This window comes from Thiohalocapsa marina (genome assembly GCF_008632335.1).
Taxonomy (GTDB): domain Bacteria; phylum Pseudomonadota; class Gammaproteobacteria; order Chromatiales; family Chromatiaceae; genus Thiohalocapsa; species Thiohalocapsa marina.
In genome coordinates this window covers 33,954-46,609 of record NZ_VWXX01000006.1, presented here as the reverse complement: position 1 = coordinate 46,609, position 12,656 = coordinate 33,954, and the positions used below count along the sequence as shown (strand labels likewise).

The following is a 12,656-nucleotide window of genomic DNA, read 5'->3' as shown; positions in this document are numbered from 1 at the left end:
GGCAAGGCAGCCGGAAGTGGCAAACAATGGCCAGCTTGTGGTGAGTGGCCGGTCGTGGCCGCAATCGGCCCAATAAAAAGCCCCGCGGGTGCGGGGCTGAAGGCTGGGGTCGGGGCCGACCCTGGGGCGCGGTGGTGTTCGGACCGCGACGGGCCGAACACCATGCGCCTTGAAGGGCTTCGATCAGTGGCCCACGGCCTCACCGGCACCACGCGGGACGCGCACGTCCTCGACCAGGTGCTGGATGTGCTCCGGCGGTGGGGCGGTGACGGCTGCCACGATGAAGGCGACGCCGAAGTTGACCGCGGCGCCGACCACCCCGAAGGCGTTCGGCGAGATGCCGAAGAACCAGTCCGCACCCATGCCCATCTCAGGTGCCAGGAAGCTGGTGCCCGGGATGAAGAAGATGCCCTTGTGCTGGAACACGTACAGCAGGGTCACGCCGATGCCGGCGATCATGCCCGCGATGGCGCCGGCGTTGTTCATCCTCTTCATGAAGATGCCCATCATCAGGGCCGGGAAGATACTCGCGGCCGCCAGGCCGAAGGCGATGGCCACGGTACCCGCCGCGAACCCGGGCGGATTCAAGCCCAGGTAGCCCGCCACCAGGATGGCGCCGACCATGGACAGACGTCCGGCGTTCAGCTCAGCCTTTTCCGAGATCCGCGGCATGAACACACCCTTCAGCAGGTCGTGGGAGATGGCCGAGGAGATGGCCAGCAGCAGACCGGCGGCGGTGGACAGCGCGGCGGCGAGGCCACCAGCCACGACCAGCGCGATGACCCAGTTCGGCAGCCCGGCGATCTCGGGGTTGGCCAGCACCATGATGTCGCGGTCGACCTTGACCATCTCGTTGCCCTTCCAGCCGAAGGATTCGGCCTTCTCGGCAAACGCCTCGTTCTGGTCGTTGTAGTACTGGATGCGGCCGTCGTCGTTCTTGTCCTCAAACTGCAGCAGACCGGTGGCCTCCCACTTCTTGAACCACTCCGGACGATCCGCGTACAGCAGGTTGCCTTCTTCGGAACCGATGGGGCCGACCTGGATGGTATCCATCAGGTTCAGACGCGCCATGGCGCCAACCGCCGGGGCGGTGGTGTACAGCAGGGCGATGAAGACCAGCGCCCAGCCGGCGGAGTAGCGGGCGTCACGCACCTTGGGCACGGTGAAGAAGCGGATGATGACGTGCGGCAGGCCCGCGGTGCCGATCATCAGCGACAGGGTGTAGGCAAACATGTTCAACGAGCTGCCCATGACCTGGGTGGTGTACTCCTTGAAGCCCAGGTCGGTGACCACCTGGTCCAGCTTGGCGAGCAGGCTCATTTCGCCGCCGCCCGGGGCATAGGAACCGCCGAGACCGATCTGCGGGACCGGGTTGCCGGTGAGGCTGAGGGAGATGAAGATGGCCGGGATGGTGTAGGCCAGGATCAGCACCACGTACTGGGCGATCTGGGTGTAGGTGATGCCCTTCATGCCGCCGAGCACGGCGTAGATGGCGACGATGCCCATGCCGATGTAGAGACCCATCTCGTAGGAGGTCTCCAGGAAGCGGGAGAAGGCGACACCGATGCCCTTCATCTGGCCGATGACATAGGTGATGGAGGCCAGGATCAGGCAGATGACCGCCACGATGCGGGCCGTCTGCGAATAGTAGCGGTCACCGATGAACTCCGGCACCGTGAACTTGCCGAACTTGCGCAGGTAAGGTGCAAGCAGCAGGGCCAGCAGCACGTAGCCGCCGGTCCAGCCCATCAGGAAGACCGACGCGCCGTAGCCGTTGAAGGCGATCAGGCCGGCCATGGAGATGAAGGATGCCGCGGACATCCAGTCCGCGCCGGTGGCCATGCCGTTGGCCACGGGGTGAACGCCGCCACCCGCCACGTAGAACTCGCCGGTGCTGCCGGCGCGCGCCCAGATGGCGATACCGATGTACATGGCAAAGGTAAAGCCGACGACCGAATAGGTCCAGATATCGAGATTGGTCATGATGGCTGCTCCTTAGCTCTCGTCGACATCGAATTTCTTGTCCAGCCGGCTCATGCTGCGGGCGTAGACGAAGATGATAACGAGGAAGACGTAGATCGAACCTTGCTGTGCGAACCAGAATCCCAGCGGGTAGCCGCCGAGCTGGATGGTGTTGAGCGGCTCGACCAGGATGATGCCGAACACGAAGGGAACGACAAACCAGAAAATTAACAAGATGGCAAGAAGTCGGAGGTTCGACTTCCAGTAGGCAGCGCGATTGTCAGGTGTCACCGTTGATGTCCCTCCCTCTGAGACAGGCGATAGGGTGGAGGCGGAGAGCGGGAATGCATGCGTGCTGTTGTGCAGCGAATCCCTCGGTTTTTGTGATTCGCGCCCCGGGTCGACCGGGCGGCCGGACCTGGGACGGTGGCGCATTGTCTTGCGCACCACAAGCCCCTGTCAACGCTGGAACGCGGCCGAACGCACAGACCGGATGCGATGCGCAGGGTCAACGCAGGCACCGATGTGCATCACAATGCGTTAAAGCGACAGTGTGTGGTTGTGACTGCAGCGGCGGCAAACCCGGTGCAACCCCGCGTTGCTGCTGCACCACGCCGGTGCGCCGGTGCTGGCGGCCGGCGATCAGCGCAGAAAAATCGTGCCCGTTTCGAATACGATCGCCCCGAATGTCGGGCCAGGTCCGGCCTCGCCGGCCGTTTCGCTTGCGGGGCGCCCGGAATGCGCGGGAAACACCGAATAAATCAGTGTTTCCCTTGCGAGCCGTCGGCGTTTTGACTACCTTGGCGGCCTGAATCAGCGGCCCTGAGCCGCGTCAACGGCCGGCAACACCACCATGAAGTACCTCAGCACACGCGGCGGCGTGACATCCATTGGCTTTGCAGAAGCGGTCATGATGGGCCTCGGCACCGACGGCGGCCTGCTTGTGCCCGAGTCCCTGCCCCGGTTCGGCCCAGACCGGCTGCGGGAACTGGCGACCCTGCGCTTCCAGGATCTGGCGGTGGAGCTGTTCGCGCCCTTTGTCGGCGACGAGATCCCTCGCGCGGACCTGGTCGACCTGGTGGAGCGGTCCTATGCCGGCTTTTCGCACCCCGAGGTGACGCCCCTGCACGAGGCCGGCGGACGGCGCTACCTGGAGCTGTTCCACGGCCCCACGGCGGCGTTCAAGGACGTGGCACTGCAGTTCCTCGGCAACCTCTTCGAGTATCTGCTGCAGCGCGACGGCGGCGAGCTGAACATCCTCGGCGCGACCTCTGGCGACACCGGCTCCGCCGCCATCTACGGCGTTCGCGGCAAGCAGCGCATCAACATCTTCATCCTGCATCCCAAGGGCCGCGTGTCACCGATACAGGAGCGGCAGATGACCTCTGTGCTGGACGCGAACGTGCACAACATCGCCGTGCGCGGCACCTTCGACGATGCCCAGCGCGTCGTCAAGACACTGTTCAACGACCTGGACTTCAAGCGCCGCTATCACCTGGGCGCGGTCAATTCCATCAACTGGGTGCGCATCCTGGCCCAGACGGTCTACTATTTTTACGCTTGGGGCCGGATCAGCCACGGCGACCCGGAGCGGCGGGTCAGCTTCTCGGTGCCCACCGGCAACTTCGGCGACGTATTCGCCGGCTTCCTGGCCCGGCGCATGGGACTGCCGGTGGAGCGGCTGATCATCGCCACCAACCGCAACGACATCCTGACCCGGTTCGTCGACACCGGCAGCTACGCCAAGGGTGAGGTGTTCCATACCCTGAGCCCGGCCATGGACATCCAGATCGCGTCCAATTTCGAGCGCTATCTTTACTACCTGATGGACCAGGACACCGCCGCGGTGCGCGCGCTGCTGGCGGACCTGGAGCAGCACGGCCGGTTGCGGGTGGGTGCAGATCGGCTGCAGCAGGTGCAGGCGGACTTCGCCGCCCGGGCCGTCTCCGACGCCGACACCCTGGCGCAGATCCGCGAGACCCATGCCGCCAGCGGCTACATCCTCTGCCCGCACACCGCCGTCGGCGCCCGCGCCGCCGCGGACCACGCCGACGCCGTGGTGCTCGCCACCGCGCATCCGGCCAAGTTCAACGAGGCGGTCAGCGAGGCCATCGGCCGGGAGGCACCGCCGCCGCCGTCGCTGCAGGGGCTGATGGACAAGGCCACGCGCTGCGCCGAGCTGGACGCCGACGCGGGCGCCGTGGCCGAGCACATGCGTGCGACCCTGACTGTTGCACCCTGACCGCCGAACCATGACCCTCGCACCATGACCCAGCGACAGCGCCGCATCAGCATCCTCGACACCACGCTGCGCGATGGCGAGCAGACCCAGGGCGTGTCCTTTGCGCCAGACGAAAAGGTCAACATCGCCAAGGTGTTGCTGGAACAGGTTCGGGTGGATCGCATCGAGGTGGCCTCCGCGCGGGTCTCCCGCGGCGAACAGGCGGCACTGACGCGCATCGTCGACTGGGCACGGGACAAGGAGCTGGACGACCGGGTGGAGGTGCTCGGCTTCGTCGACGACGGTCGCAGCATCGACTGGATCGACCGGGCCGGCGGCCGCGTGATCAACCTGCTGGCGAAGGGCAGCGAGAAGCACTGCCATACCCAGTTGCGCAAGACCCTGGCGGTGCATGCCGAGGACGTACGGCGCAACGTAGCGCTGGCCCGGGCGCGCGGTCTTCGGGTCAACCTGTACCTGGAAGACTGGTCCAACGGCTATGCCGACGCGCCCGACTATGTCTACGGCCTGATGGAGGCCCTGCAGGGGGCCGGCATCGACCACTTCATGCTGCCGGACACCCTGGGAGTGATGACCCCGGAACGGGTGTTCGACGCCATGGGCGACATGATCCGCCGTTTTCCGGACTGCCGCTTCGACTTTCATCCGCACAACGACTACGGCCTGGCCACCGCCAACGTGCTGGCCGCCGCCCGGGCGGGGGCCGCAGCGGTGCATTGCACGGTGAACTGCCTGGGCGAGCGCGCCGGCAACGCCTCGCTGGCGGAGGTCGCGGTCAACCTGCGCGACCAGCTCGGCCTGGAGCTGCGCATCGACGAGGGCCATCTGGCCCGCCTCAGCGAGCTGGTGCAGTACTTCTCCGGCAAGCGCATTGCCGACAACGCCCCCATCGTCGGCGAAGACGTCTTCACCCAGACCGCCGGCATCCATGCCGACGGCGACCACAAGGGCGGACTCTACGTGACCCGGCTGTGCCCGGAGCGCTTCAGCCGGCGCCGCACCTACGCCCTGGGCAAGCTCAGCGGCAAGGCCTCGCTGGCCAAGAACCTGGAGCGGCTCGACATCAGTCTGTCGGACGAGAATCAGCGCAAGGTGCTGGCGCGCATCGTCGAACTCGGCGACTCGAAAAAGAGCATCACCGTCGAGGACCTGCCCTTCATCATCGCTGAGGTGCTGGAGAGCAGCGAGTACGACCATGCGCAACTGCTGGCGTGCTCGGTGTCCAGCAGCATCGGCCTGGAGTCCACCGCCAGCATCAAGATCTGCCTGCACGGCGAGCCGCTGACCGCCGTGGGCAGCGGCAACGGCGGCTTCGACGCATTCAACAACGCCCTGGCCAAGATCACCCGGCGGCAGGGCCTGACGCTGCCGCGGCTGGCAGACTACGAGGTACGCATCCCCAAGGGGGGGCGCACCGACGCCCTGACCGAATGCACCATCACCTGGACCTCCGCCGAGCCCGGCCTTGAGGGCGCGTTCAAGACGCGGGGCGTGCACGCAAACCAGGTCTTCGCGGCCATCGGCGCGACCATGCGCATGTTCAACCTGGTGGTGCACCGATCGCTGCAGGGGGAATCCCCGGCGGACACTCAACCAAGGACAGCCGTTCCATGACATCCGCGCCCAAGAAAACCGCTCCCTCCCTGCTCACCCTGTCCTTCGCCTGGGCCTTCGCCATCGCCCTGCTGATGACGCTGATCAGCTTCCTGCCCGGCGCCCGCGACGTGTTCAGCGATCCGGCCAGCGGCGAGATCCGCTGGTTGTCCGTCGGCTATCTGTTCCTGAGCTGGCTGGTGGCGGCGGAACTGGTCATGCTCATCGGCGCCGGTCTCTACCTCGGCCGCAAGCGACTGAAACAGAAAGGACCACGCAGACCTGATTAACCTTCGGTCGCCCCTTCGTGCGCCCGGCGCAGTTCCGCCTCGACCCGTGCCCGGCGCAGCAGAGCCTGATCGATGATTCGCGGATACAGCCGCCACAGCCCGGCCACCAGCCGTGCGTGTCGGGCGGCGTCCTGCTCCAGCTCGGCGCGCTGCCGCTCGTCGAGGGTGGGCAGCATCAGCAGGTAGGGCGACAGCCAGCGCACATAGTCCCGCACCAGCGCGGTCGCATCCGCATCGGCCCACTGGGTGCGCAAGGTCAGGGCGGGGAAAGCGCCGGCGGGCAGCCGCCGATCCGCCAGTCCCGCCGGCGCCCCCTGGCCGAGCACCTGGCCAAGCCCCAGTCCCCCGGCGGCATCGCGCCGGAACCACTGCATGCGACGCCCGTTGCCCGCCGCATCGCCGATCTGGCGTTCCAGGTACCGGGCATGCTGCGCCGGGGCGGCGCCGATGGCCTCGGCAATGCCCCGGGCCGCCAGGTGTTCGGAGCGGAATGGCCGATCGCCGCGGGCGCCGGCGCTCCAATCCGCACCGATCACCTCCGGCAACGGGTCAGGCTGCTCCATGGCCGTCGCCAGCAGGGCCAGCGGCGCGTCGTCCCGGTCCAGCAGCCAGAGCTCCAGCTCCGGGGCCAGGGGGAACGGCAACCGCTGCGCCACAGCGGCAAGCTCGGCCACCAGCTGGTCGCACTCCTGCAGCATCAACCCCACGTCCAGCACCGGGTTCAGCGGCACGCGGGTGACCCCGTCTGCCACGGACCAGAAGCCGAAGCGGAAGAAGCGCAGCTCTTCGGCATGACCGCCACCGCTCCAGAGCCCCCGGGGCGGCCGCGCGGCCACCTGCAGCTGCCAGGTGCAGCCGTCCAGGCTCAGGGCCCTGCCGCCCGGGGTGCGCACCACGGCAACGGTGCCAAGGAAGGGATTCACCCGGCGCAGGCTGTAATGGCGGGTCTCCGTGGTGGCGGACGGTGGCAACGGGGCACGCGGGTCCGCCCGGCTCATTCGCCGAGCTGGTCCTTCAGTCGGGCGTACAGGGCGCGGAAGCGCTGCGGATCCGCCTGACCGAAGACCGGATCCTGGGCCTGCGGCACCCGCGTCTCGATGTCGGCCCAGTCTTCGGCCGTCAGCTGCGCCGCGGCGAAGGGGAAGGCCCGGGTGTTCTCCAGCTCGATGTGCTCACGCAGCAGGCTCAGCATCTCGCGGCCCTGCAGTTCCACCTCATCCCGGGGCAGCACTTCCTCATGCATGATCCCTTCCAGCGACTCGCGAAAGCGCCGGTTGAGCTGCGACAGCTGTTCGTGCTGGCGCATCACCCGCCGCAACAGGTCCGGGTTCTCGCCGGAGACCGCGAACAGGCGCTCGAAGATCAGTTCTTCGCTGGGATGATGCACCTGGTCGGAGTAGTCGATCATGTACTCCAGCACCTCGCACATCAGTCCGTAATCCGGCTCCTCGCCAGCACGGAAGCGGTCCAGCAGGGCTGTCAGCAGGTCCATGACATACTCCAGCCGGCGGTGGTCTTCAATAAGTCGATCGAGTAAAGCGCTCATTGCTACCTCTTGGGGTCGCGAAGCCCGGTGTCTAGTCAAAATCTGTTCTCACGATATGACAGCGATCGGCGCGATTCAAACGTGGCCGCGTGCGGATCAGGACTCAGCGCCTGCGGGCCGGTGACAGCAGCCGCATCAACCAGCGCCAGACCAGACCCTGGGGCGGACTGCTGCCGAACAGCACGTAATTGAGGGCATGGGCGTTCTGCAGCGTCCAGAGCATGTCGGAGTGCGCATGGGCCGGACCGCAGAACAGCAGCCGATCTCCCTCGCGCAGGCGCTCGTCCGGGTCCGGCAGCAGGCTGCGCTGGCCGTCGCGCCGGCGCAGCAGCGCAATGATGGGCAGCGTGCGGCCGCGGTCGCGCGGATCACGGAGCAGATCGCCCAGCTCCACCACGACACCCTGCCGGCGCAGCTCCAGCAGGGCATAGGCGCCCTCGGCATCGATGCGCACCTCCCATACATCCGGCACCCGGTCGTGCACCAGCGCGACGATGCGGCTCACCAGCTGGCAGGCCCAGGCGTCCTCCTCGTAGCGGGCATAGCTGACGAACTCGCTCAGCAGGGGCGCGCCGAGCAGGGTGCGAATGCGTCCGGCGACGATGGAGCTCGGGTGCATCACGATGTCGGCGCCGACGGCGTCGAACAGCTCCTTGTTGTCCAGCTTGTTCTCGCGCACCACCGTGAACAGCCTGGGATTGAGCTGCAGTGCGGTCATCACGATGGACAGGTTGTTGCTGTCGTCGTCGGTGCCGGCCACCAGCCCCACCGCACGATGGATGCGGGCCTGCTCCAGCGTGTCGGCCTCGGTGCCGCGGCCGGTGATCAGGGTCCCGGCCGGCGCGCCGGTGAGCTCCGGCCGCGCCTCGATGACCACCAGCTCGATCCCCGGCTGATCCTGCAGGTGCTCGTACAGGGCCTTGCCGAAGCGGCCATAGCCACAGATGATCCACAATCCCTGGGGCGGCGGATAGAGGGGCTCGGTCAGGGGGCCGAGCGGCGCACCGCCCAGCCAGTCGCTGAGCAGGGTCAGGCAGGGCGCCTGCAGCGCAGTGGCCAGGTAGAGCGCGAAGATATCGAAAGGGTCATAGATGTGGTCAGTGCCGAACGAGGCCATGTTGGCCTCGACGTCGTGGGAGTCCGCGCGGCAGATCACAGTGGCGTCCGGCTGCAGCAGCTTTGCCGCCAGCGCCACCTTGAGGTTCGCCTCGTTCACCGAGGTCAGCGCCAGCACCCCGGCGCAGCGGGGGTTGCGCAGACCGCCCATCAGCAGGGCATCGGGCCGACGCACGTCGGCATGCAGCGCCGGCACGAACTCCCGCAGGTTCTCCAGTTTGAGCAGGTCGATGCGATCGGGGTCGCCGTCCAGCACCACCACCCGCTGGGAGTGGTCGGTGAGGCTACGCACCAGTTCGCTGCCGGTCTGGCCATAGCCGCAGATGAGGTAGAAGGGCTCGCGGATGGCCCGCACCCGACGCTCGAAGCGGCTCTCCTCGATGGCGCGACGCAGGGTCCGGTCCTGCAGCAGCGCGATCAGCGAGCCGATGGAATACAGCCAGACGATGACCGTCGCATAGACGCAGAAGGTGACCCAGATGCGCTGGGCGTCGCTGAACTCGCGGGGGATCTCGCCGAAGCCGATGGTGGTGGCCATGTAGCTGACGAAATAGAAGGCATGGAAGAAATCCATGTGCCAGACCGCACCGTCGGCGGCGTGCCCCGGGATCAGCACCAGGCCCAGGATGGCGATGGCATAGGCCGCCACCAGCGCCAGCAGCGGCGCCCGCATGCGACGAAAGACGATGAAGAAGATGCTGTCCATAACGGCTGGCCGACGCGGGTTGCGGCGGCGGCCCGGGCGGATCAACGCCGCAGCATGACCGTCTCGATGATGAGCAGCACCACCGACACCACGTTGGCGACCACGGCGCCGGCGGCCAGCGACACGATCACGGCCAGGGCGCCGGGGCTCAGGTCGCTCTGCATGCCGTGCACGGCGATGGTCCACACCAGCGCCGCGGCGACCAGCTGCAGCATGGCCACCAGGCTGGTGGCAAGCAGCACGGCACCCATCTGCGTGCGGTCGCCGAGCTTGAGGATGGTGGCGATGCCGTTCACCAGGAACACCGCGGCGAACTCCCACACATGGTGATGCGCGGGATTGTCGATGTCGCCGAAGACGAAACCGACGTTCAGCGTCAGTGCCAGCAGGATGAAGAAACCGAACACCACCTTCTCGGGATTCACAACAGGCTCCTGGTCGCGGGTCGAGGGAACGGGCCGGGTATAATGCAGACCGTGACCCGTCCAGTATAGCTCCAGGGAGTCCCGCCCATGAAGACGCGCACGCGCAGCCGGCAGCTGCACGGCAACCAGCCCACAGCGGACCGGCCCGTCACAGACCTGCCCCCGGCGCTGGCGGCCCCGGTCGAGTACATCCACAGCGCCGATGCCGGCCGCATCGCCGTCTACGCCGACCGCTCCGGCAGCGGACCGCCGGTGCTGCTGGTGCACAGCATCAATGCCGCTCCCAGCAGCTTCGAGGTCAAGCCGGTGTTCGACCGGCTGCGCGGCAAGCGACCGGTGTTCAGCCTGGACCTGCCGGGCTTCGGCCTGTCCGCACGGGATGATCGACGCTACACGCCGGACCTGTTCGCCGGCGCCATCGCTGATGTGCTGCAACAGGTGGCGGGAGCCCCCGCCGACGTGCTGGCCCTGTCCCTCAGTGCCGAGTTCGCCGCCCGCGCGGCGCTGCGGGCGCCCGGGCGGATCCGGTCGCTGGTGCTGGTCTCGCCCACGGGCTTCAGCGCCCGCGGTCTGCCGCCGCCGGCGGTGGGGCGCCTGGTCGGAGGGCTGCTCGGCATGCCGCTGTGGCGCCAGCGTCTGTACGACCTGGTGGCGTCGCGCTCCAGCATTCGGCACTTCCTCGGCAAGTCGTTCCATGGCGGCGTCCCGGCGGAACTGGTGGACTATGCCTACGCCACATCGCACCAGCCGGGGGCGCGCCACGCACCGCTGCGTTTCCTGTCGACACTGCTGTTCACCCGGCAGGCGCCGGAAACCCTGTACGCCCGGCTCGGTGACCTGCCGGTGCTGGTCATCGCCGACCAAGATCCCTACGTCACCTTCGAGCGGTTGCCGGGGTTCGTGGTGACCCATGCGAACTGGCAGCATGAGACCCTGGCGCCCCATCTTGGCATGCCGCAGTGGGAGCGACCGGAGCCGACCATGGCGGCGCTGACGCAGTTCTGGCAAGGCTGCTGACCAGATCCTCGGCAGCGACGGGCCTCAGGCCCCGCCCTATTCCATGCCCGCGCCACGGTAACCGCGCAATTGAAAACCCGACGCTGAACACACACCTCGCTGAAAACGCACGACGTCGGAGCAAGCGACCGACTGCGCAATCTGCTTGAAACCCCGGACGCTTTCCGCCACAGTCGGGATTCCTCCACAAATTTCAGGGATAAAAGCCCCTTCCCCCCATGAAATACAAGAATGTGCCCGATTTTGAGCACGGAACACCCGAATCCCTCGGGGTTCTGTTGTTGAATCTCGGGACGCCCGATGCCCCCACGCCAACCGCCGTCCGCCGTTACCTGGCCGAGTTCCTGCAGGATCCGCGCGTCATCGAGCTGCCGCGCCCGGTCTGGTGGCTGGTGCTGCACGGCGTCATCCTGCGGGTGCGGCCGAGCCGCTCGGCGCGGGCCTATCAGGCGGTCTGGACCGATCGCGGCTCGCCGCTGCTGGATGTCGCGCGCAAACAGGCCTCCGGGGTGCAGGAGCGCCTGACACAGCGCTTCGGCGATCACGTGCGCGTGGAACTGGGCATGCGCTACGGTAATCCGTCTGTGGCCGAGGCGCTGGGGCGGCTGAAGGAGTCCAACGTGCGCCGGCTGCTGGTGTTCCCGCTGTATCCGCAGTACTCGGGCACCACCACGGCCTCGGTGTTCGACGCCGTGACCGACGAGCTCAGCACCTGGCGCTGGCTACCGGAGCTGCGTTTCATCAATCAATACCACGACAATCCCGCCTACATCAGTGCCATTGTCGCCAGCATCCGCGCCGCCTGGGCGGAACACGGCGAGCCCGAGCGGCTGCTGTTCTCGTTCCACGGCATCCCCAAGCGCTACTTCATGGCTGGTGACCCGTACCACTGCCACTGTCACAAGACCGCCCGCATGGTGGTCTCCGAGCTGGGTCTGGAAGAGGATCGCTGGCTGGTGTCCTTCCAGTCCCGCGTCGGCCGCGACGAATGGCTGCAGCCCTACACTGACGAGACACTGAAGCTGTGGGGCAGCGACGGCGTGAAGAGCGTGCATGTCATCGCCCCCGGCTTCTCCGCCGACTGCCTGGAGACGCTGGAAGAGATCGACGTGGAGAACCGCGGCTACTTCCTGGAGTCCGGCGGTCAGGAGTATCACTACATCCCCTGCCTGAACGACGACCCGGCCCATCTGGACATGATGGTCGGCCTGGTGGAGCAGCACAGCCTGGGCTGGCCGGAGACTGCCGCCCAGACAACCACCCAGACAACCGCCGAGACCACAGCCGGACCCATCGCCGCGCAGGCCTAGTACGGAGCCCGTCACCATGGAGCCACACCCGCTGCCCACGGAGATCCGGCTGCACCAGCAGTCGCACATCCTCGAGATCGCCTTCGACGATGGCGCCCGCTTCAAGCTGCCGAGCGAATATCTGCGGGTCTACTCGCCCTCCGCCGAGGTCCGCGGGCACACGCCGGACGAAGCCCGGTTGCAGGTCGGCAAGGAGCATGTGAACATTCGCGACCTGCAGCAGATCGGCAGCTATGCGGTGAAGATCATCTTCGATGACGGCCACCGCTCGGGCCTGTACGACTGGGGCTACCTGTACAAGCTCGGTCGCGCCTGGCAGCCGCTCTGGCTGGATTACCTGGATCGCCTGCGGGACGCCGGCCGGTCGCGCAGCGCGCCGGATCCGTTCGACGCCCTGCAGGCCCGCGGCGAACAGCCGTCCCGGCTGCCGGCGCCCAACTGACTTCCAC

General features: G+C 67.1%; 12 protein-coding genes. 6 read left to right on the top strand and 6 right to left on the bottom strand.

Translation table 11 applies throughout. The features are described 5' to 3' along the window. Positions 1-183: 183 nt before the first annotated feature. Positions 184-1,983, bottom strand: coding sequence for a sodium:solute symporter family protein (locus tag F2Q65_RS06385; RefSeq protein ID WP_150091578.1), 1,800 nt, complete (start codon positions 1,981-1,983; stop codon positions 184-186). Positions 1,984-1,995: 12 nt separating this feature from the next. Further along, positions 1,996-2,253 carry a DUF4212 domain-containing protein gene (locus tag F2Q65_RS06380; protein ID WP_150091796.1) on the bottom strand — a complete coding sequence of 86 codons (258 nt, stop codon included), beginning with the start codon at positions 2,251-2,253 and terminating at the stop codon, positions 1,996-1,998. Positions 2,254-2,815: 562 nt separating this feature from the next. Between F2Q65_RS06380 and thrC the strand changes: the two genes are divergently transcribed. From thrC to F2Q65_RS06365, 3 genes are read left to right on the top strand one after another with little or no spacing between them, the layout of a single operon-like run. Beyond that, complete coding sequence (gene thrC / locus F2Q65_RS06375; protein ID WP_150091576.1) at positions 2,816-4,204, top strand: threonine synthase; 1,389 nt, start codon at positions 2,816-2,818, stop codon at positions 4,202-4,204. A gap of 24 nt (positions 4,205-4,228) precedes the next feature. Further along, positions 4,229-5,818, top strand: coding sequence for an alpha-isopropylmalate synthase regulatory domain-containing protein (locus F2Q65_RS06370; protein WP_150091574.1), 1,590 nt, complete (start codon positions 4,229-4,231; stop codon positions 5,816-5,818). Then, a complete protein-coding gene (locus F2Q65_RS06365) occupies positions 5,815-6,087 on the top strand; it encodes a hypothetical protein (protein WP_150091572.1) in 273 nt (90 codons plus the stop codon). The genes F2Q65_RS06370 and F2Q65_RS06365 overlap by 4 nt, the downstream gene beginning before the upstream one ends. Here the strand turns inward: F2Q65_RS06365 and F2Q65_RS06360 are convergent. From F2Q65_RS06360 to F2Q65_RS06345, 4 genes are all read right to left on the bottom strand, one after another. Further along, positions 6,084-7,085 (bottom strand): hypothetical protein, encoded by a 1,002-nt coding sequence (locus F2Q65_RS06360; protein WP_150091571.1) that lies wholly within the window; start codon positions 7,083-7,085, stop codon positions 6,084-6,086. The genes F2Q65_RS06365 and F2Q65_RS06360 overlap by 4 nt on opposite strands. After that, on the bottom strand, positions 7,082-7,633 hold the full coding sequence (locus F2Q65_RS06355; RefSeq protein WP_150091570.1) for a hemerythrin domain-containing protein: 552 nt from the start codon (positions 7,631-7,633) through the stop codon (positions 7,082-7,084). The genes F2Q65_RS06360 and F2Q65_RS06355 overlap by 4 nt, the downstream gene beginning before the upstream one ends. 103 nt (positions 7,634-7,736) lie before the next feature. After that, positions 7,737-9,455: a potassium channel family protein gene (locus tag F2Q65_RS06350; protein ID WP_150091569.1), complete on the bottom strand. Its 1,719-nt coding sequence runs from the start codon at positions 9,453-9,455 to the stop codon at positions 7,737-7,739. Between the two features lie 41 nt (positions 9,456-9,496). Beyond that, positions 9,497-9,880, bottom strand: a complete 384-nt coding sequence (locus F2Q65_RS06345) for a DUF6394 family protein (RefSeq protein WP_150091567.1) — start codon at positions 9,878-9,880, stop codon at positions 9,497-9,499. 87 nt (positions 9,881-9,967) lie between these two features. On the opposite strand from F2Q65_RS06345, the gene F2Q65_RS06340 reads away from it, so the two are divergent. The 3 genes from F2Q65_RS06340 to F2Q65_RS06330 all read left to right on the top strand — a co-directional run bounded on the left by F2Q65_RS06340 (position 9,968) and on the right by F2Q65_RS06330 (position 12,649). Then, entirely contained in the window at positions 9,968-10,897 is a 930-nt protein-coding gene (locus F2Q65_RS06340) for an alpha/beta fold hydrolase (protein ID WP_150091565.1), read from the top strand. A gap of 218 nt (positions 10,898-11,115) precedes the next feature. Next, positions 11,116-12,207: a ferrochelatase gene (gene hemH, locus F2Q65_RS06335; protein ID WP_150091563.1), complete on the top strand. Its 1,092-nt coding sequence runs from the start codon at positions 11,116-11,118 to the stop codon at positions 12,205-12,207. A gap of 16 nt (positions 12,208-12,223) precedes the next feature. Beyond that, positions 12,224-12,649: a gamma-butyrobetaine hydroxylase family protein gene (locus F2Q65_RS06330; protein ID WP_150091561.1), complete on the top strand. Its 426-nt coding sequence runs from the start codon at positions 12,224-12,226 to the stop codon at positions 12,647-12,649. Positions 12,650-12,656: the final 7 nt, after the last annotated feature.

Coding starts and splice junctions, on each gene's coding strand:
- F2Q65_RS06385 (WP_150091578.1), bottom strand. CDS start 1,983: ATGACCAATCTCGATATCTGGACCTATTCGGTCGTCGGCTTTACCTTT.
- thrC (WP_150091576.1), top strand. CDS start 2,816: ATGAAGTACCTCAGCACACGCGGCGGCGTGACATCCATTGGCTTTGCA.
- F2Q65_RS06370 (WP_150091574.1), top strand. CDS start 4,229: ATGACCCAGCGACAGCGCCGCATCAGCATCCTCGACACCACGCTGCGC.
- F2Q65_RS06365 (WP_150091572.1), top strand. CDS start 5,815: ATGACATCCGCGCCCAAGAAAACCGCTCCCTCCCTGCTCACCCTGTCC.
- F2Q65_RS06360 (WP_150091571.1), bottom strand. CDS start 7,085: ATGAGCCGGGCGGACCCGCGTGCCCCGTTGCCACCGTCCGCCACCACG.
- F2Q65_RS06355 (WP_150091570.1), bottom strand. CDS start 7,633: ATGAGCGCTTTACTCGATCGACTTATTGAAGACCACCGCCGGCTGGAG.
- F2Q65_RS06350 (WP_150091569.1), bottom strand. CDS start 9,455: ATGGACAGCATCTTCTTCATCGTCTTTCGTCGCATGCGGGCGCCGCTG.
- F2Q65_RS06340 (WP_150091565.1), top strand. CDS start 9,968: ATGAAGACGCGCACGCGCAGCCGGCAGCTGCACGGCAACCAGCCCACA.
- hemH (WP_150091563.1), top strand. CDS start 11,116: ATGAAATACAAGAATGTGCCCGATTTTGAGCACGGAACACCCGAATCC.
- F2Q65_RS06330 (WP_150091561.1), top strand. CDS start 12,224: ATGGAGCCACACCCGCTGCCCACGGAGATCCGGCTGCACCAGCAGTCG.